The organism is Brevundimonas sp. TWP1-3, assembly GCF_049896085.1.
Classification (GTDB): domain Bacteria; phylum Pseudomonadota; class Alphaproteobacteria; order Caulobacterales; family Caulobacteraceae; genus Brevundimonas.
In genome coordinates this window covers 977510-1003166 of record NZ_JAFCTP010000001.1, presented here as the reverse complement: position 1 = coordinate 1003166, position 25657 = coordinate 977510, and the positions used below count along the sequence as shown (strand labels likewise).

Here is a 25657-nt window from a genome sequence, read left to right as displayed (position 1 = left end):
TGCACACCGCTCAACAGAGCAACTTTTGACGACGAAACATCCGCAATTAGATGATTTTTTCTTTTTCAGCGGCTGAGAACCGCTCGCGGCAATAATATTTGCCTTGAACCGAGCGTTTGCGGCATATGCGCGTCATGCATAAGACCCTGAAGCAAGGCGGGACTTTCGTCGTCGAACCACGCCGCCTCTCGAAGGCCACAGCCGAACTGCGCGCGCGCGGGTTCGGCGAGATCACGATTCCGCCGTCCACCGAGACGGCCGAGAAACAGGCGTCGCGCTGCACCGACTGCGGCGTGCCGTTCTGCCAGAACGCCTGCCCGCTTCAGAACAACATCCCCGACTGGCTGCGCCTGTCGGCCGAGAACGAGCCGCGCGAGGCCTGGCGAGTCGCCTCCCTGACCTCGACCATGCCCGAAATCTGCGGCCGCATCTGTCCGCAGGACCGGCTGTGCGAGGGCGCCTGCACCCTGAACCAGTCCGGCTGGGACGCCGTGACCATCGGCTCGGTCGAGGCCTGGCTGGGCGATCAGGCCTTCGCCAACGGCTGGGTCGAACCGATCCGCCCGGCGGCCGAACGCGGCGAGACCGTCGGCATCGTCGGCGCCGGCCCGGCCGGCATGGCCGCCGCCGACCGTCTGCGCAGCGAAGGCTATCAGGTCACCGTCTATGACCGCCACGACCGCGCCGGCGGCCTGCTGATCTACGGCATCCCCGGCTTCAAGCTGGAGAAGCACGTGGTCCAGCGGCGCGTGGACCGCCTGGCCGAGGGCGGGGTCCAGTTCGTGCTGGGCTGCGAGGTCGGCAAGGACGTGACCCTGACCGAGCTGCGCCAGCGCCACGACGTCGTCCTGCTCGCCATGGGTGTCTATCAGCCGCGCATCCTGTCGGCGCCGGGCCGGGGTCCGGATTCGACCGTCGCGGCCCTGTCCTATCTGACGCACCAGAACCGCCGCGACCTGGGCGACGCCGAACAGGAAGGCTGGCACGAGGCGCGCGGCAAGCGGGTCGTCGTAATCGGCGGCGGCGACACCGCCATGGACTGCGTCCGCACCGCCGTTCGTCAGGGCGCGGCCTCCGTCACCTGCCTGTATCGTCGCGACCGCGAGAACATGCCAGGCTCGGCCCGCGAGGTCGTCAACGCAGAGGAAGAAGGCGTCGTCTTCGAATGGCTGGGCGCGCCTAAGGCCCTGCTGTCCCAGGGCGACCGCGTCACCGGCGTCCGCGCCGCGCGGATGCAGTTGACAGAAGCGGCCCCCGGCGAGCGGCGCGACATCGTGCCTGTGCCCGGCGCCGACTTCGACATTCCGGCCGACATCGTCATCGAGGCCCTGGGCTTTTCGCCCGAGCCGTTTGCGGCGCATGAGCCCGACCTGCGCCTGCGCGACGACGGCACCATCAAGGTCGGCTCGGTCAGTTTCGCCACCAGCCTGCCCGGCGTCTTCGCCGCCGGCGACGCCGTGCGCGGCGCCTCCCTAGTCGTCTGGGCCGTCCGCGAAGGCCAGGACGCCGCCGCCGAGATCGACCGTTACCTGAAGACCCGCACCGAGGAGGTCGCGGCATGACCGATTGGCTGAACAAGTACGAAGAGACCCGCGATCGCCTGGAAGCCGGCCATGCCTATGACCGCGCCTCCGAGCGTGACGCCTGCGGCGTGGGCCTGGTCTGCTCCATCGACGGCACGCCCCGCCGTGACGTGGTCGAGTATGCGATCCGCAGCCTGAAGGCCGTGGCTCACCGGGGCGCGGTCGATCCTGACGGCCTGTCGGGCGACGGGGCCGGCATCATGGCCGAACTGCCCCAGGGCTTCTTCGCCGACCAGGTGGCCTCCATCGGCCAGTCCCTGCGTCCCGGCCCGATCTGCGTCGGCCAGGTCTTCCTGCCGCGCACCGACCTGGGCGCCCAGGACCGCGCCCGCGCCATCGTCGAGACCGAGGCCCTGCGCGCCGGATTCTGGATCTATGGCTGGCGCCAGACCCCTATCGACCTGTCGGTCGTGGGGACCAAGGCCGGGGCGACCCGGCCCGAGATCGAACAGATCATGCTGGCCCCGCCGCTGGACGACGCCGGCCAGCCGCTGGACGGCGAGGCGCTGGAGCGCGAGCTGTACCTGTGCCGCCGCCGCATCGAGAAGACGGTCAAGACAGAGAACCTGGCCGCCGTCTATATCTGCACCCTGTCCGCGCGCTCCATCGCCTACAAGGGGATGGTGCGGGCCGAGCTGCTGGGCAACTTGTATCCCGACCTGGAGGATCCGCGCTTCGTCTCGGCCTACGCCGTCTTCCACCAGCGCTATTCGACCAACACCTTCCCTGAATGGAAGCTGGCCCAGCCCTTCCGGATGATGGCCCACAACGGCGAGATCAACACGCTGAAGGGCAATCTGAACTGGATGAAGTCGCACGAGATCCGCATGGCCGCCCAGGCCTTCGGGGACCGCGACCGCGAGGTGAAGCCGGTGGTCCAGCCGGGCGGGTCGGACTCGGCCGCCCTGGACAACGTCATGGAGGTGCTGGTCCACGCCGGTCGCCCCGCGCCGATGGCCAAGGCCCTGCTGATCCCCGAGGCCTGGGCCAAGGACGACGTGGTCATGCCGCCCGAACACCGGGCCTTCTACGCCTATTGCAATGCGGTGATGGAGCCGTGGGACGGCCCGGCCGCCATCTGCGCCGCCGACGGCCGCTGGATCGTGGCAGGCAAGGACCGCAACGGCCTGCGCCCCCTGCGCGCGGTCGAGACGGTCGATGGGCTGCTGATGGCCGGGTCGGAAGCCGGCCTGGTGCCGATCCCCGAAAGCCGGGTGAAGCGCCGCCTGCACATCGGCCCCGGCAAGCTGATCGCCGTCGATATGAAGCACGGCCGTCTGTACGACGAGCACGAGGCCATCGACGCCCTGTCCGCCGCCCACCCCTATACCGAGTGGCTGGACAATATGGTCGATCTGGAACCGATCATCGGCCCCGGACCCGAGCCGCGCTCGGCCTCGGGCGAAGCCCTGACCCGCCGTCAGATCGCGGCCGGCTACAGCCGCGAGGACCTGGACCTGCTGCTGGACGCCCTGGTGCGCGACGGCAAGGAGGCGGTCGGCTCGATGGGCGACGACGCCCCTCCCGCCGTCCTGTCGGCCCTGCCGCGCCCGCTAAGCCACTATTTCCGCCAGAACTTCAGCCAGGTCACCAACCCGCCCATCGACCCGCTGCGCGAAGCGGGCGCCATGAGCCTGAAGACCCGGTTCAAGAACCTGGGCAACATTCTGGCCGAGGAAGCGGCCCAGACCGACGTCTTCGTTCTGGACAGCCCCGTCCTGACCAACGGCATGTACGAGCGGATGGTCGAGACGATCGGCGCCGGTTCGACCGTGGTCATCGATTGCAGCTATGACGTGCCGGGCGAAGAGGCCCGCTCGGGCGCCGGCCTGCGCGCGGCGCTGGACCGGATCATGGACGAGGCCGAGGCCGCCGCCCGCGACGGCGCGGCCCTGATCGTGCTGACGGATCAGGCCGGATCGGCCGAGCGTCTGGCCGCGCCGATGATCCTGGCCACCGCCGGGGTCCACGGCCGCCTGACCAAGGCGGGCCTGCGCTCCTACTGCTCCATCGTGGTGCGCACTGCCGAGACGCTGGACCCGCACGGTTTCGCGGTCCTGGTCGGGGTCGGCGCCACCACCGTCAACGCCTGGCTGGCCCAGGATCTGTTCCAAGAGCGTCTGGACCGGGGTCTGTATCCCGGCCTGACGCTGCGCGACGCCTGTCTGAACTACAAGGCCGGCATCGAGGCGGGTCTGCTGAAGACCCTGGCGCGCAAGGGGATCAGCGTCATCTCCGCCTATCGCGGCGGCTGCGAGTTCGAGGTGCTGGGCCTGTCGCGCGCCCTGACAGCCGAGTTCTTCCCCGGCGCCCCGTCACGCATCTCGGGCATCGGCCTGGCCGGTCTGGAGCAGGCGGCGATGAAGCGGCACAAGGTCGCCTGGGGCGAGGCCTTACCCTCCCCCGCCATCGGCGGCTTCTTCAAGATCCGTTCGGGCGGCGAGGCCCACGCCCACGAGGCCAAGACCATCCACCTGCTGCAGGACGCCTGCAACCGGGGCGACTACCGCCGCTTCAAGCAGTTCTCCGAGGCCGTCCGGGCCCAGGCCGACCTGTCCCTGCGCGACCTGCTGGACTTCCGCGAGGGCGTCGCCATTCCGGTGGAGCAGGTCGAGAGCGTGTCGGACATCCGTCGCCGCTTCCTGACCCAGGCCATGTCCCTGGGCGCGCTCGGCCCAGAGGCGCACGAAACGCTGAACATCGCCATGAACCGCATCGGCGCCCGCTCGGTCTCGGGCGAGGGCGGCGAGGATCCCGAACGGTATCACCCGCGCCCCAACGGCGACGACGCCAACTCGGCGGTCAAGCAAGTGGCCTCGGGCCGGTTCGGCGTCACTGCCGAATATCTGAACCAGTGCCGCGAGATCGAGATCAAGGTCGCCCAGGGCGCCAAGCCCGGCGAGGGCGGCCAGCTGCCCGGTTTCAAGGTGACCGAATTCATCGCCCGGATGCGCCACGCCGTGCCCGGCACGACCCTGATTTCGCCGCCGCCGCACCACGACATCTATTCCATCGAGGACCTGGCCCAGCTCATCTACGACCTGAAGGCCATCAACCCCGATGCGCGGGTGACGGTGAAACTGGTGTCGGCCTCGGGCATCGGCGCCATCGCATCGGGCGTGGCCAAGGCCAACGCCGACGCCATCCTGATCGCCGGCCACAACGGCGGCACCGGCGCCTCGCCCCAGACCTCGATCAAGCACGCCGGCCTGCCGTGGGAGATCGGCCTGGCCGAGGCCCACCAGGTGCTGACGCTGAACAATCTGCGCGGGACAGTGACGCTGCGCACCGACGGCGGGGTCCGCACCGGCCGCGACGTGGTCATCGCCGCCATGTTGGGGGCCGAGGAATACGGGATCGGCACCGCCGCCCTGATCGCCATGGGCTGTCTGATGGTGCGCCAGTGCCATTCCAACACCTGCCCCGTCGGCGTCTGTTCCCAGGACGAGCGCCTGCGCGAGAAGTTCACCGGCACCCCCGACAAGGTCGTGAACCTGTTCACCTTCATCGCCGAGGAGACCCGCGAGATCCTGGCCTCCATCGGCGCCCGCACGATGGACGAGATCATCGGCCGCACCGACCTGTTGCGTCAGGTCCGGCGCGGCGGGTCTCACCTGGACGACCTCGACCTGAACCCCCTGCTGGTTCAGGTGGACGAGGGCGCGGCCGGCAAATGGGCCGACAAGACGACGCGCAAGCCCATCGCCGACAGCCTGGACGCGCGAGTGCTGCAGGACGCCGTCCGCTTCCTGGATCGCGGCCAGACGCTGGAACTGTCTTATCCGCTGAACAACACCCAGCGCACGGTCGGCGCCGCCGTCTCGTCCGCCATCGTGCGGCGCTTCGGCCCTCAGGGACCGGCCGGTCGCCTGAAGCTGCGTCTGGAAGGCATCGCGGGCCAGAGCTTCGGCGCCTTTGCGGCGAGGGGTCTGGAACTGCACCTGACGGGCGAGGCCAACGACTATGTCGGCAAGGGCCTGTCGGGCGCCGAGATCTCGGTCCGCACGCCGGAATGGCGCGAGGATCAGCTGATCTGCGGCAACACCACCCTGTATGGCGCCACCTCGGGCCGGCTGTTCGTCGCCGGCGCGGCGGGCGAGCGGTTCGCGGTGCGCAACTCGGGCGCCGAGGCGGTGGTCGAGGGCCTGGGCGCCCACGGCTGCGAATATATGACCGGCGGCCGGGTGGTCGTGCTGGGCTCAGTCGGCTGGAACCTGGCGGCGGGCATGAGCGGCGGCGAGCTGTTCGTGCTGGACCAGCCGGGCTTTGCCGAGCGGGCTCTGAACGGCGACCTGGCGGGCGTGTCCGACATCGACGCGGCGGCGGCCGAACGGCTGCGCGCCCTGGTCGAGGCGCACCTGGCCGCGACCGCATCCCCGCTGGCCCGCCGCCTGTTGGGCGACTGGGACAACACACTGCAAAGGTTCGTGCGCATCGTTCCGCTGACGGACATTGTCACCCGGTCGGAACGGCTTAAGACTTCCGCCTGACCTCGTTTTCTTCCTCTCCTCCCCGAGACGAATCCATGACCCGACACGCCGCCCTCGCCGCCACACTCGTCGCGGGGGCGGCGTCGCTGGCGTCTCCCGCTCTGGCGGCGCCAGCCCTGCTGGCGCATCAGGCGCCGCTGGTCATCGACACTGCGGCGACGGCCTGGATCCTGACTTCCACGGCCCTGGTGCTGCTGATGACCCTGCCGGGCCTGGCGCTGTTCTACGGCGGCATGGTGCGCAAGAAGAACATCATCAGCGTCATCGCCCAGTCGGCGGCGGCCTTCGCCATCGTCTCGGTGCTGTGGTTCCTGGTCGGCTACAGCCTGTCGTTCGGCAAGGGGCCGGACGCCATCAACGGCTTTATCGGCGGGGTCCAGGCGGCCTTCCTGAACGGGGTGACGGCCCAGACGGCCCACAGCCTGCTGCCCGGCCTGCCCGAACTGTTGTTCGTCAGCTTCCAGATGACCTTCGCCATCATCACCCCGGCCCTGATCGCCGGCGCCTTCGCCGAGCGGATGAAGTTCTCGGCCAGCCTGCTGTTCTTCGCCCTGTGGCATCTGATCGTCTATGCGCCGATCTGTCATCAGGTCTGGGGCGGCGGCTATCTGGGCGGGCTGGGCGTGCTCGACTTCGCGGGCGGGGCGGTGGTCCACGTCAATGCGGGGATCGCCGGCCTGGTCTGCGCCCTGGTGCTGGGGCCGCGTCACGGCTTCGGACGCGACAACATGGCCCCCGCCAATCTGGTCTACAGCGCCATCGGCACCGGCCTGCTGCTGGTCGGCTGGCTGGGCTTCAACGCCGGGTCGGCGGGCGCGGCGGATGCTTTGGCCGCCACGGCCGCCTTCAACACCATCCTGGCCGCCGGGGCTGCGGCGCTCGGCTGGATGACCATCGAATGGTTCGACCGCAAGCGTCCGACCCTGCTGGGTCTGCTGTCCGGCGTCGTCGGCGGCCTGGTCGCCATCACGCCCGCCGCCGGCTTCGTCGATCCCAAGGGTGCCTTCTTCATCGGCCTGATCGCCGGCCCGGCCTGCTATGCGGGCGCGGTCTGGCTGAAGCGCGCGCTGAAATACGACGACACCCTGGACGCCTTCGGCGTGCACGGCGTGGGCGGCATCGTCGGCGCCCTGTTGACCGGCGTCTTCGCCACCACGACCGTCAACGCCCTGTCGGACGGCGCCACGGTGTGGAAACAGGCCGTCGGCTTGGGCGGCGTCATCGTCTGGAGCGCGGCGGGCACCTTCCTCGTCCTGATGATCTGCAAGTTCACCACCGGCCTGCGCGTCACCAAGGACGAAGAGGTCGAGGGGCTGGACTATACCCAGCACGGCGAGGCCATCCACTAACCGGCCCACAGGGCGCGGGGCGCGGGCGGTTGATCCCGCCCCCGTCCGCCCCCATCTTCATCTGTGACGGAAGGTCTTGCCGATTGCGGGGGACCGGCCGCTCGGTCGCTTTATTCCAGGACCCAGATGACGACGACGCGCACCATCCTGTTCGACAGCCCCTTCCTGTTGGGCTTCGATCACACCCGCGCCCTGATCGACCGCGCCGCCAAGGCGACGGCCGAAAGCTATCCGCCCTACAATGTCGAACAGATCGGCGAAGCGGGCGTGCGCATCAGCTTGGCCGTCGCCGGGTTCGCGCCCGACGAACTGGCCATCACCCTGGACGGCCGCCAACTGACCATCGCGGGCAAGCGCGACGACGCCGGCAAGGGGGAGCAGGCCTTCCTGCATCGCGGCATCGCGGCGCGGGGCTTCGTGCGCAACTTCGTCCTGGCCGACGGGCTGGAAGTCGAAGGCGCCCGTCTGGAGCACGGCCTGCTGCACGTCGATCTGATCCGCCCCGAGTCCGAACGCCAGGTGCGGCGCATTCCCATCACGGTCGGCTGAAAAGCATAGCCGTTCGAACCGCCCGGCGATCCGGGCGTTGTAAAACTCAAAGGAGGCGATCCTAATGACGCCGATGACGATGACCAAGGAAGATTTTGCAGGACTGGGCGCCCCCGACCTCGTCTACGTGCGAGAGATCAAGGCAGCCGACCTGCTTGAAGAAGCGGTCGAGATCAAGGACGTGGACCTGAACCCCGGCCAGTCACTCTATGCCGTCCACAGCGCCGACGGTGAACGTCTGGCGGTCATGATCGACCGCGACACCGCCTTCGCCGCCGCCGTGGCGCACGAGCTGGAGCCGGTTTCGGTTCACTGATTGAATGTGATGGGGCGGCGGCCAACCCCGCCTGCATGACGCCTAGGCGGCGGTCGCGGCCGTATCCTTGACGAACAGGGCCCGGATCGCATCCGTCGTGCGCGCCTGACGCAACTGTTCGCGCAGTTCCGGCGATCGCATGGCGCGCGACACCGCCGCCAGCGCCCGCAGATGCTCCGCCCCCGCCTTGGACGGGGCGTACAGCCCAAAGATCAGGTCCACCGGACGATCGTCCACGGCGTCATAGGCCACGGGCGTATCCAGCCGCACGAAGACCGCCGTCACCTGGCTCACCTCGTCCAGACGCGCATGCGGCACGGCCACCCCGGACCCCAGCCCGGTCGATCCCAGCGCCTCGCGCTCCATCAGGGCGTCGAAAATTCGGGATTCGTCGATGCCCAAGGCATGAGACGTCGCCTCGGCCAGGGCATGCAGCGCCTGTCGCTTGGACGACGCGCCGCCGCGCAGCACCACGCCCTTGGGCGCGAGCAGATCATCGATGTCCATCAGACAACCTCGATACACGCAGACGACAACGGCGCGGGCGCCCGTTTAGAGGCTCCCGCGCCGAAGTCAAACTTGGCTGTTCAGTTCACTGAGCCGTTGGTCTTGGTCTTGCCATTGGTCGCACTGGCGATTTCAGGGTCGATCCAGCCGACATTGCCGTCCGGGCGACGATAGACGACCGCCAGGCCGCCATGGGCCGCATTGCGGAACAGGACGACGGGATAGCCCGTCATATCCAGCTCCAGCACCGCACGTCCGACCGTGATGGTGCGGATTTCATGCTCGGTCTCGGCGATGACCATGCCCACGGGCGGCGGGCCGTCGTTCTCGCCGGTGTCGCCGAAGACGTCGTCCTCCACGCTGTCGGGATCACGCAGCACGATGCTGCGTGCGACTTCACGGGCGGCGTTCTCGGTCTTCTCGGGCGACAGACCCTTGGGTCCGATGTGGTGATCCTTGAGCCGACGCTTGTAGCGACGGACCCTTTTTTCGAGACGATCCAGCGCCTCGGTGAAGGCGGAATGGGCGTCGCCGCCCATGCCGGTCGTCACCAGAGTCTGGCCCGACGCAAGGCGGACCCAACAGTCCACCTTGAAGTTGTGGCCGTCCTTGGACACCACGACCTCGGCGTCTTCACCGCCTCGGGCGAAGTATTTTCCGACCCCGTCTTCGAGTTCCTGGGAGATGCGCGAGCCTAACGCTTCGCCGACATCCACTTGCTTGCCGCTCACTTGGACTTGCATACGCATAGAACGCTCCCGACCGGATTTGGTGTCAATCGGGATCACCGTTTTGTGGTTACGCTTCAGGCGGTCTTCATCATCCTGCGGCGCTCGACGGACGATGGAATTCTCAACGCTTCCCGATATTTGGCGACGGTTCGGCGGGCGATGTCGATGCCCGTTTCCTTCAGGATTTCCACAATCTTGTCGTCGGACAAGACGTCGCCTTCCAGGCCCTCGCCGTCGATCATCGACTTGATCCGGCGACGGACGGCCTCGGCCGAATGGGTCGACGCCCCGTCCACCGACTGGATGGCGGCGGTGAAGAAGAATTTCAGCTCGAACACGCCGCGCGGGGTGGCGATATATTTGTTCGAGGTGACGCGGCTGACCGTCGATTCGTGCATGCCGATGGCGTCGGCGACGGTCTTCAGATTGAGCGGCCGCAGGAACTCGACGCCAAAGGCGAGAAAGGCGTCCTGCTGGCGCACGATTTCGGACGACACCTTCAGAATGGTCTTGGCCCGCTGGTCCAGCGACTTGACCAGCCAGTTGGCCTGGGCGGCGCAGTCGGCGACGAAGGTCTTTTCCGTATCGGACCGCACCCCGGCCTGCACCAGCCCATGATAGCGCTTGTCCACCAGCAGACGCGGCAGGGTGTCGGCGTTCAGCTCGACCCGCCAGCCGCCGGCCGGGTCGGGCCGCACATGCACGTCAGGCACCACCGTCTGGGCCGGCTCTCCACCGAACCCGGCGCCGGGGCGCGGCGTCAGCGCTTTCAACTCGGCGATCATGTCGGTCAGGTCTTCGCCATCGACGTCGCAGACCTTCTTCAGCCCCGTCAGGTCGCGCCTAGCAAGCAGGTCCAGATTGTCCAGCAGGGCCGCCATAGCCGGGTCGAACCGGTTGCGCTCGATCAGCTGCAGCTTCAGGCATTCCGGCACAGACCGCGCCATGACGCCCGTCGGCTCGAACCCGTGGCAGACGGTCAGCACCGCCTCGATCCGCTCCAGCGTCACGCCCAGCCGGTCGGCGAACTCGGCCAGCTCGCCGCGCAGATAACCGCCCTCGTCCGTGGCGTCGATCAGGGTCAGGGCGATCCCGTGATCGGAAGGCGAAAATCCGGCCGAGGAGGCCTGGGCCTGAAGATGTTCCCACAGGGTCGGCTCGTGCGTGTCGGGCCGTTCGCCGTCGCCCTCGAACATCTGGCCGCCCTTGCCGGCGCTGGACCAGTCCGACAGACCCGGCTGGGCCTCGTCGGTCATCCGGTCGCTGGTGCGCTCGCCCGGCGCCGCGTCGCCGTAGACATCGTCGGAGCCGGCATCCATCGAGGCGACGGACTCATGCCCGACCCCGTCGCCGAAAGACATTTCGCCGTCGGACGCCGCCTCGACGCGCTCGACCGGCTCGGGCATCTCGCCCTCCGGCTCCTCGCGCTGCAGCAGCGGATTGCGTTCCAGCTCGGCCTCGACGAAGTCGTCCAGCTCAAGATTCGACAGTTGCAGCAGCTTGATCGCCTGCTGCAGCTGGGGCGTGATGACCAGCCCCTGCCCCTGCCTGATCTCTAACCTTTGCCCGATCACGTTCGAAATCTTCCCGCCCGTCCGCCAAGTGGCCCGGAACTTGCTGGGGCAGAATGTCGCCTAAACGGTTAACGCCAGACGAACGGGACCGCACACCGCTTTCGTCATCCTCCGGCAAGCCGCGTCTTCGCGGCGCAGACCGGTGGATCCAGCGGCGCCGAAGGCGATGCGTCCCCAAAAGAAATGTCAGAAATCGAGCGCGCGACAGGGTCGCGCTCACGCGCGCCGCTGGGTTCCCCGGTCTCGCTACGCTCGCCGGAGAATGACGAAAGAGGGTTCATACCCTCACACCGCGATCAAACGTAGTTTTCGCCCAGATACACCCGGCGCACCTCGGCGTCGTGGACCGCCTCGTCGGAGGTGCCTTCGAACAGCACGGCCCCGTTCGAGATGATCGAGACCCGGTCGGTGATGTCCAGGGTCTCGCGCACATTGTGGTCGGTGATCAGCACGCCGATGCCCTGGCTGGCCAGATAGCGGATCACGGTGCGGATGTCGGCGATGGCCAGGGGGTCGATGCCGGCGAAGGGTTCGTCCAGCAGCATGAAGGACGGCCGGCCCGCCAGCGCCCGCGCGATCTCGACCCGCCGACGCTCGCCGCCCGACAGGGCCGTCGCCCCGGCATGGCGCAGGTGGTCGATGTGCAGTTCGTTCAGCAGGCGGTCGGTCTCGGCGCGGATCTGGTCGCGCGGATAGTTCAGCTCGACCACCGCCTTGACGTTCTGCTCGACCGTCATGCCGCGGAAGATCGAGGCTTCCTGCGCCAGATAGCCCAGGCCCATGCGGCTGCGCTGGTACATCGGCTGGCCGGTGATGTCCTCGCCGTCCAGCCAGATCGTGCCCGAGTCCGGCGGGATCAGGCCGGTGATCATGTAGAAGCAGGTCGTCTTGCCCGCGCCGTTGGGACCCAACAGGCCCGCGACCTCGCCGCGCTGCACCGTCAGGGACACGTCGCGCACCACCTGACGCGGCCCGAAGGACCGGGCGAGGTTCAGCACCCGCAGCCCCTTTTCCGCAGGCGAGACCACCGGCTGCGGCGTCGTCGCCGGCCGGTCGTCCAGGTTCAGGGCTGACAGTTCCTTGCGCGCCAAATGCTCAGGTCCAGACGGCCGACGGCCTCAGTTTGCGTTGGGGTAGAAGACGCCCTGCACGCGGCTTCCGGCGGCGCCGCGCGGCGCGCCGTCCATGCGGGCGGCCTCGGTGTTGATGTTGTAGACCAGGCGCGAGCCGGTCAGGACGTTCTTGCCCTGGGTCAGGACCACATTGCCCGTAACCACGATCTCGCCATTGCCCAGATTATAGACGGCGCGGTCGCCGCGCATCGACTGGTCCGGGGTCACGAAATAGACGGTTCCGGCGGCCTCCGCGCGTTCCAGATCGCCGCCCGCGCCGCTGACCAGGGTCAGGGTGTCGGCGCGGAAGCGGTTGCCGCCCTGCGTCGCTTCGGCCCGGCCTCTCAGGATGATGCGGTTGGGGCCGTATTCGACCGAGTCCGCGCCATAGGCGACGGGCTGGTTGCCCGTTTGTGATTGCGCGTCGCCGACGGCCGGCAGGGCCACGACCGTCACGGCCGCGACCATCGCCAGAGCCTTTGAAATCTTCGTCATGATCATCCGCCAGACCCCTTGGGCGTCAGCACGCCCATCACCTTGTTGTCGCCCGCGCCGTCGAACACGACGCGCTGTCCCTGATCATAGATCGCATAGGACGATGCGTTGATGGTTCCAATAGGGCCGGAACCCTGAACGCCCTTTGAACCGGTGACGTTTCCGGTCGAGGTATCGACCACCGCCTCGGGCGTGGTCAAAACAAAGCCGGTGCCGCCGTCCGAGATCCGCACGTTCGGACCAATGGTCACCGTCTTGGCCTGCTCGTTATAGGTGCCGCCGTCGGCGGTCAGTTCGGTCACCTTGCGCCCACCCAGGTTCAGCTTCAGCGCCGGACCGATCAGGCGGAAATGGCCGGTGGCCGGATCACGCACCGCCCCCTGGGCGCCGACGGTGAAGGCCCGGCCCTGGGCGTCCTGGCCGTGGAACAGGGGGCTGTCCAGACGGACTTCCTGGCTCTGGCTGGCCTTGCGCTCCACCCCCGACATCACGGTGCGGAACACCGTCCAGGTCAGGGCGCCGCCCGCCAGCACCAGGATGATGATCGGCAGGACGCGGCGATACAGCTTCACCCGCCGCGAGCGCGCACGCCAGCGGGCGCCGGCCAAGGCGACCCTGGCCTCGTCGGCCTCGATGCGGGACTGTTCGCCGGGTTCGGTCAAGCGCGCCTCAGCTGTGGGCGAAGATGTCGATCTCGTCCCAGCCGGCGAGGTCGAGCGCCGAACGGGTCGGCAGGAAGTCGAAACATTGGGCGGCCAGCTCGGCGCGCCCCTCGCGCGCCAGCATCATGTCCAGCTTGGCCTTGGCCGCGTGCAGATACAGGACGTCGGACGCCGCATAGTCCAGCTGCGCCTGGCTCAGCGTCTCCGCGCCCCAGTCCGACGACTGCTGGGCCTTGGACAGGTCCACGCCCACCGTCTCGCGCACCACGTCCTTCAGGCCGTGCCGATCGGTGTAGGTCCGCGCCAGCTTGGAGGCGATCTTGGTGCAATAGACCGGCCGCGTCTCGACCCCGAGATGCAGCAGGAACATGCCGATGTCGAACCGGCCGAAGTGGAAGATCTTGGTCACCGCCGGATCGGTCAGCACCCGCTTCAGATTTGGACAGTCGTAGTCCGGCCGCTTTAGCCGCACGACATGGGCGTTCCCGTCGCCGGACGACAGCTGCACCACGCACAGCGGATCGCGGCGGAAGCGCAGGCCCATGGTCTCGGAATCGATAGCGACCTCGGACCCCAGGTCCAGGTCGTCGGGCAGGTCGCCCTCGTGCAGGTAAACAGTCATGCTCTGGCTCTTACACGGCGAACGCGGCGGACGAAACGGGCTACAGCCATGCTGAACGCCGCGCCGCATTCAAGAAACGGCCTCAAGCAGGTAATGCGCCGCGCGCATTCCGGTAGGCCCAAAATACGGCCTCAAGCAGCGGAGCGCCGCGCGCGATGCGATAGGCCAAAAGAATGAAAGCGCCGCACCATTCGGTGCGACGCTTTCAATAATATGGTGCCCAGAAGAGGACTCGAACCTCCACGGCCGTTAAGCCACTGGCACCTGAAGCCAGCGCGTCTACCAATTCCGCCATCTGGGCCCCGTCGGCAGCGCCTTGCGGCGTTTCCATCGGGAAGGCGCGGACCTCTAAGGCAGCGAAACGACGGGGTCAACAGAGGTTTTTCGCCGCGTGTCGTTTTATTCCGCAAGCGGCGCTTCAAGCCTTGCCGCATCGCCTTTTCGATCCGCGTTCGGCGGCGACTTAACGCCTGCTAAGCCTGTTTTCTAACCCCGTCTTGAGTCCGGCCCGCCTACAACCGCCCCATGGCGGACCCCTCCCTCAGCCCCCACGCGCCCGAACGCCGCGTCAAGCCGCGCGCGCCGTTCCGCCAGCGCCGCCGCGCCGGCGAGCGGGTGCAGATGCTGGGTCAGCCCGTCGATCTGGTGAAGCCGGAGGAGGTTCTACACCATGTGCAGCAGGCGGTGCTTCAGGGCGAAAAGAGCCTGATCGCCAACCATAATCTGCACAGCCTGTATCTGATCCAGAAGCGCCCGGAACTGGCTGGCTTCTATGACCGGGCCGATCTGATCGAGGTCGATTCCACGCCGCTGCTGTGGTTCTCGCGCGCGCTGGGCCTGCACAGCCGGGGCTTTCACCGCTGCACCTATCTGGACTGGCGCGATCATTTCTGGAGCGTGGCGAACCGTAACGGCTGGCGCGTCATGTCCATCGGCGGCGCGCCCGGCGTCGGCGACGAGGCGGCCCGCAGGCTGAAGGCCCGCTATCCCGACGCCGACATCGCCATCCATCACGGCTTCTTCGACGCGCATCGCGAAGGGCCCGAGAATGCGGCCGTCCTCGCCCAGATCACCACCTTCCAGCCTCACATCCTGTTCGTCGGCATGGGCATGCCGCGCCAGGAACTGTGGATCGACGACAATTTCGAACGCCTGCCCGATTGCGTCATCCTGTCGGTCGGCGCCGCCTTCGACTATGAGGCGGGCGTGCAGAGCGCCGCGCCGCGCTGGATGGGTCGGGCCGGAATCGAATGGGCCTATCGCCTGTTGCACGATCCGAAACGCCTGTTCGTCCGCTACTGCGTCGAGCCCTGGACCCTGCTGCCCCTGGCCCTGCGCGACATCCGCGACGCCCGTCGCCGCCGATCTCCGCCCGCCTGATCACGTTATTCCTACTGGCCAGATAGTTATTTATCGCCATGATCCGCCCCGCTCGCCGTGTGTTATCGACACGGCCGGAAACAGAAGCGGGGACGTGAGTGCCACAGCAGAATGGACCGCATGTCGCCATCGTGGGCGCGGGTTTCAGCGGCCTTCTGACCGCCGTCAATCTGCTGAAGGCCTCGCCCGACGTGCGCGTCACCCTGATCGAGCGGCGCGGCGTCTTCGGTCCCGGCACCGCCTATGACACCGGCAGCCCCAACCATCTGCTGAACGTCCGCCTGGACAATATGAGCGCCTTCCCCGACCAGCCGGGGCATCTCGCCGACTGGCTGGCGGAACAGCCGTCATGGCGCGCCCAGGACGGCTTCATCACCCGCGGCGTCTATGGCGAATACCTGCGCGCCCTGCTGAACGAGGCGCTGGACGACGCCCCCGACCGGCTGACCCTGATCGGGGCCGAGGCCCACTCCATCGATCGTCAAGGCGATGCCTGGCATATTGTCACCAGCGACGGAGAGGTCACGGCGGACCAGGTCGTGCTGGCCCTAGGCAATCTGGAGCCCGCCTCGCCCCCCGGCGTCGAGGCCGAGGTTCGGAACGCTCCCGCCTATGTCGAGAACCCCTGGCGGTTCGATCCCCAGTCGGCCGGCGACGCGCGCAACGTCCTGCTGATCGGTTCGGGCCTGACGATGGTGGATGCGGCCCTGACGCTGCGCCGACCGGGACGCAGGCTGACCGCCCTGTCGCGTCACGGCCTTCTGCCCCGCGCCCACGCCACGGTCCCGCCCGCGCCCTATGTCGGCGCGTTTTCGGGCAGCCCTGCCGAAATCCTTCATCAGATTCGCGCCGCCACGGCCGAGGCCGACTGGCGTGCGGTGTTCGACCGCCTTCGCCATTCCGCCCGCGACATCTGGCGCGGGTGGTCGCAAAGTCAGCGCAGCCGCTTCCTGCGCCATCTGCGTCCTCTGTGGGACGTGCATCGCCACCGCCTGTCGCCCGGCGTGGCCCGCGACATCCACTCCATGCTGGCTGGCGGCGAGTTGACCATCCTGGCGGGCAAGCTGACCGAACTGAAGACCACCGACGTGATCGAGGCCTCCTGGCGCCCGCGCGGGAAAAAGCGCGCCATCCGCGACCGCTTCGACCTGGTGGTCAACTGCACCGGCCCGCTGGGCGTGATCTCCAAAAGCACCGAGCCGATGATCCGCGACATCCTGGACAAGGGTTACGGCCGCCCCGACCCTCTGGGCCTGGGCCTGCAGGTCGACGACGACGGCGGCCTGCTGGACGGCGCGGGCGCACCGGCGCAGGGCCTTCACGCCATCGGCCCCCTGACGCGCGGCGCCTTCTGGGAGATGACCGCCGTGCCCGATCTGCGCGGTCAGGCCCGCGATCTTGCCCGCCGTATTCTGTCGGATCGGTCCTAGACCCGAACAACCGACACGTTTAGCCTTTACACGCAGGAAATCGGGGAGGGCCTACATGTCGCGGAGTATACGCATCGGCCTGCTGGCCGCGACCCTGGCGTTCGCCCTGGCCGGCTTCGCGCCTCAAGCCGTCTCGGATTACCGCCTGGCCTCCGCCGACAAGGTGCGCATCGACGTCTTCGGCGAGGACGCGCTCAGCGGCGAGTTCACCGTCAATGCCGAGGGCAAGGTCGCCCTGCCCCTGATCGGCGAAGTGCAGGCCGCCGGCCTGACGGGCACCCAGCTTCAGGACGCCGTCACTCAAGCCTTGAGCCAAGGGTATCTGAACCAGCCGCGCGTCACGGCCCAGGTCCTGACCTATCGGCCCATCTACATCCTGGGCGAGGTCAATCGGCCGGGCGAATACCCCTATCTCCCGGACCTGACGGTGCTGAACGCCGTGGCGAAGGCGCAAGGCTTCACCTACCGCGCCAATGCGCGCCGGGTCTTCGTGCGCCGCTCGGGCTCACAGATCGAAGAGCCCCAGCCGCTGACCGCCGACACCCGCGTGTCGCCGGGCGACACCCTCCGGATCGGCGAACGCTACTTCTGAGCCTGCCTCAGATCGGCATCGCCATGATTTCCTTGTAGGCGGAAATCACCTGGTCGCGCACCGAGATCACCGTCTCCAACGACGCCTCGGCCGAGCTGAGCGCGGTCACCACGTCGATCAGATTGCCCTGACCCTGGACCGATTTCGTCATCTGGGTCTCGGCCGCGCGCGACTGCTGGGTCATGTCGGTCATGGCGTTCTTGACTAGGTCGGCGAAGCCGCCGTCGCCGGCGCCCGGCGCTTGCGCTGCGCCGGAAAGCCCGGTCGGCATGGCGCCGCCCTGGACGGCGGCATAGGCCTTGGCGGCCATCATCGGGTTCATGGCCTAGTCCTCAGCGTTTGATGATGTCGAGGGTGCGGCTGTCCATCGACCGCGCCGTCTCGATGACGTTCAGATTGGCCTCATAGGCGCGTTGCGCCTCGCGCATGTCCATCGCCTCGACCAGGGTGTCCACGTTCGGCCGCATCACATAGCCCTGGGCGTTCGCGGCCGGGTGCGACGGGTCGTAGTCCATCTTGAACTCGCCCTGGTCGGGCCGGACCTCTGCCAGGGTGACGCCTGTCGCGCCATCGACCTCGCGCGCCTGGAAGACGGGGATCTGGCGGCGATAGGGCTCGCCGCCCGGGGTGCGGGCCGTCGACTGGGCGTTGGCGATATTCTCGGCGATGACGCGCATCCGCGACTGCTGGGCCTTAAGGGCCGAGGCCGCCACGGCCATGGTGCTGTTCGAGGGCGCGATGGGATCAGGCATTTGTCAGTCCTTCTTCAGCCGCCGGGCCGCTTGGCGGCCATGCGGATCATGGACATGGATTTCTGGTAGAAGCCGATGGCGGCGTCATAGGCCATGCGGCTCTCGGCCATCTTCAGCATCTGCTCTTCGACCACGACCGAGTTGCCGTCCAACGTGGTCTCCGAATCGGGCGACTTGGTCGGATCGAACCGCACCGGCGAACCGGCGGGCGCGATATGGGCGGCGTTGGTGCGCACCATCTGCAGCCCCCCGCCCGACCGCATGGCGGCGGCGAAGTCGGTCGGCTGCTTCAGGTCACGGCCGACGAAGCCGGGCGTATCGGCGTTGGCGACGTTCTCCGCGATAACGCGCTGACGCTCGTCCAGCCAGCCCAGCCGGCCCTTGATCTGCCCCAGCAGCGGTATGTCGGCGACGCCCATGGCGATCTCCCGTGCGACGCGGATGCGCGCAATGGGCAGAAAATGCCGCCTGCATGGTTAATAACCTCTTATCTCAACGCCTCGTTAACCGTGGTGGTTAACATTCGCCTTCTAAGCGCCGACTGCGCGGGGCCTCAAAGCGTCATGAATTTCCTCGATCTCGTCCGGGCGGTCTTCGGCCTGGCCTTCACCCTCGGCCTGATCGGGATCGTGGCCTGGGCCGCGCGCCGCTATGCGCCCCAGCTGCTGGCCAAGCTCAGCGCCGAACGCGGGGCCCGCCGGCTTCAGGTGGTCGAGACCCTGGTCCTGGACCCCGCCCGCCGCCTGGTCCTGGTCCGCGTCGATGACGAGGAACGGCTGATCCTGCTGGGCGAAGGCCGCGAGCTGATCGAACCGCGCCAGACCAACCTCGGCCAGACCAACCTCGGCCAACCGGGAGGCGGCCTGTGAAACGCGCAGCCATCATAAAACCCGCCCTGTTCGTCAAACCCACGGGCGCCGAGATCAAACGCGGGGCCCTGCTGTCGCTGTTCACCACCCTGGTCTGCCTGGCCTGGCCCGTCGCGGCCCTGGCCCAGCAGGCGGCGCAGAGCGGTTCGGCCCTCAACATCGATCTGGGCACCGGCGCCGGCCTGACCCAGCGGGTGGTTCAGCTGGTCGGGCTGATGACCGTGCTGTCCCTGGCGCCGTCCATCGTCATCATGACCACCAGCTTCGTGCGGATCATCGTCGTCCTGTCGCTGTTGCGCACGGCGCTGGGCATGCAGCAGTCGCCGCCGAACGCCGTCCTGGTGTCCCTGGCGCTGTTCCTGAGCGCCATCGTCATGGCCCCGACCTGGCAGGACGCCTATGATTCGGGCATCCGCCCGCTGATGGATCAGCAGATCGAACTGCCCCAGGCCTTCGATCTGGCGTCGGAACCCGTGAAAACCTTCATGCTGGCCCAGGTGGATCGCGGCGACCTCGCCCTGTTCACCCGCCTCAGCAACATCGAGCCGCCTCAGAACGTCCAGGAACTGCCCCTGCGCGTGGTCACCCCGGCCTTCATGATCAGCGAGCTTAAGAAGGCGTTCGAAATCGGATTTCTCCTTTTCGTTCCGTTCCTTGTGATCGATCTGGTGGTGGCCAGCGTGCTGATGTCCATGGGTATGATGATGCTGCCCCCGGTGGTGGTCTCCCTGCCGTTCAAGTTGATCTTCTTCGTGCTGGTGGACGGCTGGCGACTGGTCGCCGGAAGCCTGGTCGAGAGCTTCCAACGAGCGTCCGGTACCGGATAATCCCCCGCCCCATATGGCTTTCAGCGTCATAGACGCTTGCAAAGCCCGTCAAAATCCGTGTTGATCCCCCGGTCCTCGCCCGGAATCGGGCGACTAACACTGGAAACGCTTCTTATGACCACTCAAGCCGAACTGATCGCCGCCGTCGCAAAAGACGCCGGTGTCTCGCAGGCCGACGCCGGCAAGGTGCTGACCGCCATCGTCGAAAACATCCACTCGACCCTGAAGTCGGGCGGCGACATCCGCATCTCGAACCTGGGCGTCTTCGACACCGCCGCCCGCGCCGAGCGCGAAGGCCGCAACCCGGCCACCGGCGCGACCATCAAGATCGCCGCCTCCAAGGCCGTGCGCTTCCGCGTCTCCAAGCCTCTGAAGGACGCCGTCAACGGCTAAGCCTTTTCGGTCCTGCGATGCAGGATCGGCAAAGCTCGACGGGCGGGGGTCGCGACGCGATCTCCGCCCGTTTCAATTTCAGGCGGCGGCTTTCGCCTCGGCTTCTTTTCTGAACGCCTGTTTGGCGCTGTTGACCCAGCCGACGAAGGTGTCCGCCTGGCTGGACAGGTTGGCGAAGTCGCCCGCCCCCGCCACGCCCGACAGACTGTCGTCCAGCGCCACGCGGATAGCGGGGCCCGATCGCGCGCCGGCGACGAAAGGCGCATAGCGGGCGTTCAGCCTTTGCAGCGCGGCCCGGTCGCCGCTCAGCGAATAGCCCACGCCCGCCCGGATCAGCCAGCTTTCCTCCGCTGGGGTCAGCGCGCCCGCCGCCTTGTATCGCTCGCCCAGCCGCGCCTCATAGACCGGCGCCGCATCGGTCCATTTCTGCTGTTTCCAGAAGATGTCGGCCCGCACCTCGCGCGCCGGATTCGATTGGTCGCGATCCAGCACCTCCAGCGCATGGTCGAACCGGCCCAGGTCCATCAGGGCGCGGGCCTCCAGCGCCCTGCGCTCGCTGTTTATCGCGGCGGGCAACAGGGTGGTGCGCGAGCCCCATATGGCCTGCAGCGCCTTCTCGGGCTGGCGATCCATCAGATAGACGGTGGCCAGGTTGGTGGCGACCTGGGCCTTGGCCACCCCGTCCAGCCGCTCGTCCACCTGGTGTTTCAGCAGTTCGGCGGCCTGGTCCAGCAGATCGACGTCGATCAGGCGGCGCGACAGGCGGCGCACCATCTCGTCCCCGTCGGCCCCGATGGGCGTCAGTTCGCGGAAATCATAGAACAGGGCCAGCGCCTGCACCGGCTGCAACCCGTCCGCCGCCCCTTCCAGGAACAGGGCGCGGAAGGCGTTGGACTGGTCGGCCTGGACCTCAGCCGCGCCCGGCACGCCCGCCATCCGCTTGCCCGCCCCGCGCAGGGCGTCCAGCGCCTCGCGGTATCGTCCCTGTTGCAGATAGATGCCCGACAGCTTGCGCACGACCGCCATCTCGGTCGCGTCCCCGCGCCAGCGCCACTTCAGCTGCTCCAGCTGCGCCGTCGCCTGATCCGGCGTGATCGCGCCCTTGTCCAGCTCCAGGCTGATCGCGCCCAGTTTCGCCGGCGTCGCGATCCCGTCCAGCGGCGCGCGCGCCACGGCCTTGTAGATCGCCAGCGCCCGGTCCTTGTCGCCGTTCAGGTCGAACATCCGCGCCTGCACCAGCCGCGCCGTCAGCTGATCGACGGCCGGCGCGTCCTGGCTGAACACATAGGCCAGCAGTTGCTGGGCGGCGGGCAGGTCGTTCAGCTGGATAGCCGCCATGGCGTGGGCCGCGCCGAACCGCGCGCGCCAATCCTTGGGGAAGTCGTCGATCACCGAGGCGCCGGCGGCGAAGTTCCTGCGCGCCCCCTCCCAGTCGCCCATCTCCGAGGCGATATAGCCCAGCCAGACCTTGGTCGCCGGGTCGTTGGTCAGGGCGGCGCCCGAGAAATCGACCTGGGCCTCTTCAAGCCGTCCGATGCCGACGCGCGCCACGCCGCGCAGGCCCCGCACCTCGGGTTCGCCCTGCAGATTGGGCGCCTTGGCGATCAGGGCGTTCAGCACGCCGATCGCCTCATAGTTCAGGCCCGACCCGACCAGGAACCGCGCCAGCGCCATCCGCGCCTCGATCGGGGCGCGCGGATTGTCGCTCGCCCCGATCGTCTCCAGCCCCGCCGCGTCCTGCAGCCGGCGATAGCGATCCGAGAATCCCGCCTCGCCCGTCGTCGCCCAGGTCTCGTCGATCAGGGCCGGATGGGCCGCCCGCTTGGGCGCGTCGGCCGCTTGGTCCCCGGTCTCCAGCCCCGCCGTCGGCGCCGACAGCGTCAGCCCCTTGGGCCGGCTCAGCGTCACCAGATCGCCCGCCGCCTCGATCTTCAGATCGTCGGCCCCGGTCTCGACCGCCAGGCCCTGCGCCGTCGGAATCAAGGTCAGATCCACCGTGCGGCGCCCGCCCGCATACCCCTTGCCGGGCGCCAGCGCCGTCACCGCCGCGAATCGGTCCCCGACCAGCGGATCGGTCAGCCAGATCGCCTTGGTCGCCCCGGCCATCTGCGCCACCAGCACCGGCGCGCCGTCGTCGGAACGATCCACCTCGACGCCAGAAGCGCCGGCCTGGACCCCGCCGATGGTCACAGTCCAGGTTCCGCCCTGGCCCTGCGCCGAGACGCCCAACCCCTCGGGCGCCGCGATCCGCATGGCGGTATAGCCCGGCCCCGCGGCCCAGTGCGCGTCCTTGGCCGGCCCCCCCGCCAAGTGAGTGTCCTTGGCCCCGGTCATGTCCATGCGCGCGGCCGTGTCGAACACGATCCACACCGCATCCCCCCGACGGAAGACGGCGGCCCCCACGGGCGCGCCCCAGTCGAAGGTCAGGACGGTCTTCTGTTCGCTGGATTCGGCCCGAACCGGCACGACGGCCTTGGTCGTCTGCGGCGCGGCCGCGTCGCCGCCTTCCGGCGCCTTGCCGGGCGCATAGAGGTTCAGCCACACCGCCCCGTCCGCGACGCCGGAACGGGCGTCCGCCCCCTCCTCCAGCGTCAGGATCAGGTCCGTGCCGCCGGCCCGCGCCATACGCGTCTCGACCGACTTCACCCCTGCGGGCGGATCGACCCTCAGGCGCGAAACATCGGGCGCAGCGGTCGTGCCCATCCGCACCACGACCTTGTCGCCCTCGCGGCTGACGCGCGAGCGCACCCCGATGACCCCGCCGAATTCGACGCGGGTGAAGGCGTCGTTCTGGCCGATGCTGATCGACAGCGGATCGCGCGACGGGCCGACTTCCTGGGCCAGCGGCGCCATGGGCGCAAACACGACGGCGCCCGCCGTGGCGGCTGCCACAGTCGTCTTCAGGATGCGCTTGGTCGGCGAGGCCCCGGACATATCTCCCGACCCATGCCCCACAAGGCCTTTAATCGCAGTTAACCGACGTTGACCGTAGTTCTACGGATGCGCCCCCTTCTTTCGTCGCCGCTAGGACAACCGGTCCACGCGACAGGACCGCCTTCAGGGCGCATAGAGTGGTCCCATGACCGACTATCCTCGCCTCAGCACCCTCAAGACCGGCCTGGCCTGTCGTTGCCCCCGCTGTGGCGAGGGGCCGCTGTTCAAGGGCTATCTGACGCTTCAGACCGACTGCCCCGAATGCGGCCTCAGCTACGCCTTCGCCGATCCGGCGGACGGCCCGGCCTTCTTCGTCATGTCGGCGGTGGGGATCATCGGCATGATCCTGCTGATGGTGTTCGACTTCACCGTCCACCCGCCGATCTGGGTCCATCTGGTGGTCACCCTGCCGATCCTGATCGCCATGTGCCTGGGCTGCCTGCGCCCCTTCAAGGCCTGGCTGGTCGCCGAACAATACATCCACAAGGCCGCCCCGCCCGAGTTCTCCTCAAACGGCAAGCACGGCCCCTTCTAGGGTTCGATCACCGTCAGCTCAGGCCAGCGCGCACGCGCATTCTCGACGGTCTTCACCCACCCCTTGGCCAGCGGCCTGTTCGGATTGGGCCGGATCGTCATCGCGAACACGTCCTCCAGCCCGAAGGGTGCGGCGACGCTGATCGCATCGTCGGCCTCCAGCCGCAGCCCGACCGCGAAGGTCGGCGCCACGAACCGCCCCAGGGCCTCGTCCGTCGATCCCAGCGCCTCATAGGGTTCGCCGAACCGATCCTGGAACCACAGATGCACCCGCGCCTGGTTGCGCACCTCGACCTGGCTGCGGAACGGCTCGTCGAAGGCGGCGGCGACGCGTTTGATGACGATGTCCTCGGCGTCGTAGGACAGGTCCGACCCGTCGAAATAGGCCAGGTCGTAGTCCTTCACCCCATACCCCGCCGGCCGCCCCGTCTTCACATTCCACACCGCCTGATAGACCGCCCCCGACACCAGCCGCCAATCCGGCAGGTCCAGCGCCCTCACAGTCGTCAGCACATGCATCAGCCCGGCGTCGGCGCGCACGATGTCGGTCAGTTCTTCGTTCAGGACGTCGCTCATCCCCGATCATTAGCGAGCGCGCCGGTCGCAGGGGAGTGGCGACGAAAGACCGTCCACAGCCCCTTTTCCTCGTCATCCTAGGCCTTGTGCCTAAGATCCAGACTCCCGGTGTTTCCACAGCGTGCGCAGGCTTCGAACGCGGAGCGTATGGATCCTAGGCACGAGGCCTAGGATGACGGCCTCAAAGGAGATGTCTCGCCTACCCCCGCATCGGCCAGCCGTGGTCCAGCGGGCCGTGTCCGCCGCCCAGGCCCGGCGCGCGGCGGATCGCCTCGCCGACATAGGCCCAGGCCTCGGCGACCGCGACCTCCAGCGGCCGGCCCAGCGCCAGTCCGGCCGCGCAGGCGCTGGCCAGGGTGCAGCCGGTGCCGTGGGTGTGGCGGGTGTCAATCCGTTCGGCCTCCAGCACCGTCTCGCCGTCGCCGGTCATCAGCAGGTCGATCACAGTCGGCCCCGACACATGGCCGCCCTTCATCAGCACCGCCCGCGCCCCCATGCCTAACAGGGCCTCGCCCGCCCGCCTCTGGCCGTCCAGATCGTGGACGGCGAACCCCGTCAGCGCCTCGGCCTCGGGCGCATTGGGCGTCAGCAGGGCAGCGCGCGGGATCATCAGCGATTTCACCGCCGACACCGCCGCATCGGGCAACAGGGGGTGGCCGCCCTTGGCCACCATGACCGGATCGACCACCGCCGGGGCGTCGGCCTCGTCCAGCAGGGCGGCGACCGTCTCGACCACCTCGACAGAGCCCAGCATGCCGGTCTTGAACGCATCCGTGCCGATGTCTTCCAGCACCGCCCGCGCCTGGGCCGCGATCAGATCCAGCGGCAACGGATAGACGCCGTGAACCCCCAATGTGTTCTGCACCGTGATGGCCGTGATGGCGGTGGCGGCGAACCCGCCCATCATCGTCACGGCCTTGATGTCGGCCTGGATGCCCGCGCCGCCGCCCGAGTCGGACCCCGCCAAAATCAGCACCCGGCCCTGATGAAGCGCACTCATGCCGCCGCTCCCGAAAACAGTTTCAGCCCGACGATGCCCGCCACGATCAGCAGGATGCACACCGCCCGCACCGCCGTCGCCGGCTCGCCATAGACCAGGATTCCGACCACGGCCGCCCCGACGGCCCCGATGCCGGTCCAGACCGCATAGGCCGTGCCGATCGGCAGCTTCTGTGTGGCGACCCACAACAGGACCATGCTGCCTGCCAAGGCGACCAGCACCCCCAGCGAGGTCCACGGCCGGCTGACGCCCACGTTCTTGAGGCCCGAGGCCCACAGGACCTCCAGCAGACCGGCGACGACCAGGGTCGCCCACGGATTGATCGACATCACCCAGGACATGACGACCAGATGGAACAGGCCGCCGTCATGAGCAAGCCG

At 68.1% G+C, this 25657-nt stretch carries 26 protein-coding genes and 1 tRNA gene; 12 read left to right on the top strand and 15 right to left on the bottom strand.

All coding sequences use genetic code 11. The features are described from left to right. Positions 1-134 precede the first annotated feature (134 nt). The 5 genes from ACP693_RS05080 to ACP693_RS05060 all read left to right on the top strand — a co-directional run bounded on the left by ACP693_RS05080 (position 135) and on the right by ACP693_RS05060 (position 8287). Positions 135-1562, top strand: coding sequence for an NAD(P)-dependent oxidoreductase (locus ACP693_RS05080; RefSeq protein WP_426018447.1), 1428 nt, complete (start codon positions 135-137; stop codon positions 1560-1562). Continuing rightward, positions 1559-6073 (top strand): glutamate synthase large subunit, encoded by a 4515-nt coding sequence (gene gltB / locus ACP693_RS05075; protein WP_426018449.1) that lies wholly within the window; start codon positions 1559-1561, stop codon positions 6071-6073. The genes ACP693_RS05080 and gltB overlap by 4 nt, the downstream gene beginning before the upstream one ends. 35 nt (positions 6074-6108) lie before the next feature. Then, positions 6109-7422, top strand: coding sequence for an ammonium transporter (locus ACP693_RS05070; RefSeq protein ID WP_426018451.1), 1314 nt, complete (start codon positions 6109-6111; stop codon positions 7420-7422). 126 nt (positions 7423-7548) lie between these two features. Next, entirely contained in the window at positions 7549-7971 is a 423-nt protein-coding gene (locus ACP693_RS05065) for an Hsp20 family protein (RefSeq protein ID WP_425986043.1), read from the top strand. 64 nt (positions 7972-8035) lie between these two features. Continuing rightward, positions 8036-8287, top strand: coding sequence for a DUF1150 family protein (locus ACP693_RS05060; RefSeq protein WP_135194761.1), 252 nt, complete (start codon positions 8036-8038; stop codon positions 8285-8287). A 42-nt stretch (positions 8288-8329) separates the two neighbouring features. Here the strand turns inward: ACP693_RS05060 and ptsN are convergent, their stop codons facing one another. The 8 genes from ptsN to ACP693_RS05020 form a co-directional block, all read right to left on the bottom strand. Then, entirely contained in the window at positions 8330-8794 is a 465-nt protein-coding gene (gene ptsN, locus ACP693_RS05055; RefSeq protein ID WP_426018453.1) for a PTS IIA-like nitrogen regulatory protein PtsN, read from the bottom strand. Between the two features lie 80 nt (positions 8795-8874). Then, the gene (gene hpf / locus ACP693_RS05050; protein WP_425987075.1) at positions 8875-9537 is read right to left on the bottom strand and encodes a ribosome hibernation-promoting factor, HPF/YfiA family; all 663 of its coding nucleotides are present in this window, start codon (positions 9535-9537) and stop codon (positions 8875-8877) included. 62 nt (positions 9538-9599) lie between these two features. Beyond that, entirely contained in the window at positions 9600-11099 is a 1500-nt protein-coding gene (gene rpoN, locus ACP693_RS05045; protein ID WP_426018455.1) for an RNA polymerase factor sigma-54, read from the bottom strand. A gap of 296 nt (positions 11100-11395) precedes the next feature. Beyond that, complete coding sequence (lptB, locus tag ACP693_RS05040) at positions 11396-12190, bottom strand: LPS export ABC transporter ATP-binding protein (RefSeq protein ID WP_426018457.1); 795 nt, start codon at positions 12188-12190, stop codon at positions 11396-11398. Between the two features lie 27 nt (positions 12191-12217). Then, positions 12218-12706, bottom strand: coding sequence for an LptA/OstA family protein (locus ACP693_RS05035; RefSeq protein ID WP_426018460.1), 489 nt, complete (start codon positions 12704-12706; stop codon positions 12218-12220). A gap of 2 nt (positions 12707-12708) precedes the next feature. Continuing rightward, positions 12709-13368: an LPS export ABC transporter periplasmic protein LptC gene (gene lptC, locus ACP693_RS05030; RefSeq protein ID WP_425986054.1), complete on the bottom strand. Its 660-nt coding sequence runs from the start codon at positions 13366-13368 to the stop codon at positions 12709-12711. Between the two features lie 7 nt (positions 13369-13375). Further along, the gene (locus ACP693_RS05025; protein WP_426018462.1) at positions 13376-13990 is read right to left on the bottom strand and encodes a ribonuclease D; all 615 of its coding nucleotides are present in this window, start codon (positions 13988-13990) and stop codon (positions 13376-13378) included. Between the two features lie 214 nt (positions 13991-14204). Beyond that, positions 14205-14291 (bottom strand) — tRNA-Leu (locus tag ACP693_RS05020). A gap of 224 nt (positions 14292-14515) precedes the next feature. Between ACP693_RS05020 and ACP693_RS05015 the strand changes: the two genes are divergently transcribed. The 3 genes from ACP693_RS05015 to ACP693_RS05005 all read left to right on the top strand — a co-directional run bounded on the left by ACP693_RS05015 (position 14516) and on the right by ACP693_RS05005 (position 17392). Further along, entirely contained in the window at positions 14516-15370 is an 855-nt protein-coding gene (locus ACP693_RS05015; RefSeq protein ID WP_426018464.1) for a WecB/TagA/CpsF family glycosyltransferase, read from the top strand. Positions 15371-15468: 98 nt separating this feature from the next. Beyond that, the gene (locus tag ACP693_RS05010; protein WP_426018466.1) at positions 15469-16800 is read left to right on the top strand and encodes an FAD/NAD(P)-binding protein; all 1332 of its coding nucleotides are present in this window, start codon (positions 15469-15471) and stop codon (positions 16798-16800) included. 55 nt (positions 16801-16855) lie between these two features. After that, the gene (locus ACP693_RS05005) at positions 16856-17392 is read left to right on the top strand and encodes a polysaccharide biosynthesis/export family protein (protein WP_426018468.1); all 537 of its coding nucleotides are present in this window, start codon (positions 16856-16858) and stop codon (positions 17390-17392) included. A gap of 7 nt (positions 17393-17399) precedes the next feature. Here the strand turns inward: ACP693_RS05005 and fliE are convergent, their stop codons facing one another. The 3 genes from fliE to flgB are packed head-to-tail and all read right to left on the bottom strand — an operon-like array spanning position 17400 to position 18563. Continuing rightward, positions 17400-17714, bottom strand: coding sequence for a flagellar hook-basal body complex protein FliE (gene fliE / locus ACP693_RS05000; RefSeq protein ID WP_346494190.1), 315 nt, complete (start codon positions 17712-17714; stop codon positions 17400-17402). Between the two features lie 10 nt (positions 17715-17724). Beyond that, positions 17725-18144, bottom strand: a complete 420-nt coding sequence (gene flgC, locus ACP693_RS04995) for a flagellar basal body rod protein FlgC (protein WP_409716660.1) — start codon at positions 18142-18144, stop codon at positions 17725-17727. A gap of 14 nt (positions 18145-18158) precedes the next feature. Continuing rightward, positions 18159-18563, bottom strand: coding sequence for a flagellar basal body rod protein FlgB (gene flgB / locus ACP693_RS04990; RefSeq protein WP_135194750.1), 405 nt, complete (start codon positions 18561-18563; stop codon positions 18159-18161). 144 nt (positions 18564-18707) lie between these two features. On the opposite strand from flgB, the gene ACP693_RS04985 reads away from it, so the two are divergent. The 3 genes from ACP693_RS04985 to ACP693_RS04975 all read left to right on the top strand — a co-directional run bounded on the left by ACP693_RS04985 (position 18708) and on the right by ACP693_RS04975 (position 20233). Further along, on the top strand, positions 18708-19013 hold the full coding sequence (locus ACP693_RS04985; RefSeq protein ID WP_426018471.1) for a FliO/MopB family protein: 306 nt from the start codon (positions 18708-18710) through the stop codon (positions 19011-19013). A 14-nt stretch (positions 19014-19027) separates the two neighbouring features. Further along, a complete protein-coding gene (gene fliP / locus ACP693_RS04980; RefSeq protein WP_426019627.1) occupies positions 19028-19840 on the top strand; it encodes a flagellar type III secretion system pore protein FliP in 813 nt (270 codons plus the stop codon). Between the two features lie 114 nt (positions 19841-19954). Then, on the top strand, positions 19955-20233 hold the full coding sequence (locus ACP693_RS04975; protein WP_087120554.1) for an HU family DNA-binding protein: 279 nt from the start codon (positions 19955-19957) through the stop codon (positions 20231-20233). A gap of 78 nt (positions 20234-20311) precedes the next feature. Here ACP693_RS04975 and ACP693_RS04970 read toward each other — a convergent pair whose 3' ends face one another. Then, the gene (locus ACP693_RS04970; protein WP_426018473.1) at positions 20312-23167 is read right to left on the bottom strand and encodes a tetratricopeptide repeat protein; all 2856 of its coding nucleotides are present in this window, start codon (positions 23165-23167) and stop codon (positions 20312-20314) included. A gap of 145 nt (positions 23168-23312) precedes the next feature. On the opposite strand from ACP693_RS04970, the gene ACP693_RS04965 reads away from it, so the two are divergent. Further along, positions 23313-23702: a DUF983 domain-containing protein gene (locus tag ACP693_RS04965; RefSeq protein WP_426018475.1), complete on the top strand. Its 390-nt coding sequence runs from the start codon at positions 23313-23315 to the stop codon at positions 23700-23702. Here ACP693_RS04965 and ACP693_RS04960 read toward each other — a convergent pair. The 3 genes from ACP693_RS04960 to ACP693_RS04950 form a co-directional block, all read right to left on the bottom strand. Continuing rightward, a complete protein-coding gene (locus ACP693_RS04960) occupies positions 23699-24277 on the bottom strand; it encodes a nucleotidyltransferase family protein (RefSeq protein WP_426018477.1) in 579 nt (192 codons plus the stop codon). The two genes, ACP693_RS04965 and ACP693_RS04960, sit on opposite strands and share 4 nt — an antisense overlap. Positions 24278-24476: 199 nt before the next feature. After that, entirely contained in the window at positions 24477-25277 is an 801-nt protein-coding gene (gene thiD / locus ACP693_RS04955; RefSeq protein ID WP_426018479.1) for a bifunctional hydroxymethylpyrimidine kinase/phosphomethylpyrimidine kinase, read from the bottom strand. Then, positions 25274-25618 (bottom strand): DMT family transporter, encoded by a 345-nt coding sequence (locus ACP693_RS04950; protein ID WP_159846381.1) that lies wholly within the window; start codon positions 25616-25618, stop codon positions 25274-25276. Before ACP693_RS04950 ends, thiD begins: the two co-directional genes overlap by 4 nt. Positions 25619-25657 lie beyond the last annotated feature (39 nt).

Bases quoted from the DNA above. Each gene is read 5' to 3' on its own strand.
- ACP693_RS05080 (WP_426018447.1), top strand. From the start codon at position 135: ATGCATAAGACCCTGAAGCAAGGCGGGACTTTCGTCGTCGAACCACGC.
- gltB (WP_426018449.1), top strand. From the start codon at position 1,559: ATGACCGATTGGCTGAACAAGTACGAAGAGACCCGCGATCGCCTGGAA.
- ACP693_RS05070 (WP_426018451.1), top strand. From the start codon at position 6,109: ATGACCCGACACGCCGCCCTCGCCGCCACACTCGTCGCGGGGGCGGCG.
- ACP693_RS05065 (WP_425986043.1), top strand. From the start codon at position 7,549: ATGACGACGACGCGCACCATCCTGTTCGACAGCCCCTTCCTGTTGGGC.
- ACP693_RS05060 (WP_135194761.1), top strand. From the start codon at position 8,036: ATGACGCCGATGACGATGACCAAGGAAGATTTTGCAGGACTGGGCGCC.
- ptsN (WP_426018453.1), bottom strand. From the start codon at position 8,794: ATGGACATCGATGATCTGCTCGCGCCCAAGGGCGTGGTGCTGCGCGGC.
- hpf (WP_425987075.1), bottom strand. From the start codon at position 9,537: ATGCAAGTCCAAGTGAGCGGCAAGCAAGTGGATGTCGGCGAAGCGTTA.
- ACP693_RS05035 (WP_426018460.1), bottom strand. From the start codon at position 12,706: ATGACGAAGATTTCAAAGGCTCTGGCGATGGTCGCGGCCGTGACGGTC.
- ACP693_RS05025 (WP_426018462.1), bottom strand. From the start codon at position 13,990: ATGACTGTTTACCTGCACGAGGGCGACCTGCCCGACGACCTGGACCTG.
- ACP693_RS05015 (WP_426018464.1), top strand. From the start codon at position 14,516: ATGGCGGACCCCTCCCTCAGCCCCCACGCGCCCGAACGCCGCGTCAAG.
- ACP693_RS05005 (WP_426018468.1), top strand. From the start codon at position 16,856: ATGTCGCGGAGTATACGCATCGGCCTGCTGGCCGCGACCCTGGCGTTC.
- fliE (WP_346494190.1), bottom strand. From the start codon at position 17,714: ATGAACCCGATGATGGCCGCCAAGGCCTATGCCGCCGTCCAGGGCGGC.
- flgC (WP_409716660.1), bottom strand. From the start codon at position 18,144: ATGCCTGATCCCATCGCGCCCTCGAACAGCACCATGGCCGTGGCGGCC.
- flgB (WP_135194750.1), bottom strand. From the start codon at position 18,563: ATGGGCGTCGCCGACATACCGCTGCTGGGGCAGATCAAGGGCCGGCTG.
- ACP693_RS04985 (WP_426018471.1), top strand. From the start codon at position 18,708: ATGAATTTCCTCGATCTCGTCCGGGCGGTCTTCGGCCTGGCCTTCACC.
- ACP693_RS04975 (WP_087120554.1), top strand. From the start codon at position 19,955: ATGACCACTCAAGCCGAACTGATCGCCGCCGTCGCAAAAGACGCCGGT.
- ACP693_RS04970 (WP_426018473.1), bottom strand. From the start codon at position 23,167: ATGTCCGGGGCCTCGCCGACCAAGCGCATCCTGAAGACGACTGTGGCA.
- ACP693_RS04965 (WP_426018475.1), top strand. From the start codon at position 23,313: ATGACCGACTATCCTCGCCTCAGCACCCTCAAGACCGGCCTGGCCTGT.
- ACP693_RS04960 (WP_426018477.1), bottom strand. From the start codon at position 24,277: ATGAGCGACGTCCTGAACGAAGAACTGACCGACATCGTGCGCGCCGAC.
- thiD (WP_426018479.1), bottom strand. From the start codon at position 25,277: ATGAGTGCGCTTCATCAGGGCCGGGTGCTGATTTTGGCGGGGTCCGAC.
- ACP693_RS04950 (WP_159846381.1), bottom strand. From the start codon at position 25,618: ATGTCCTGGGTGATGTCGATCAATCCGTGGGCGACCCTGGTCGTCGCC.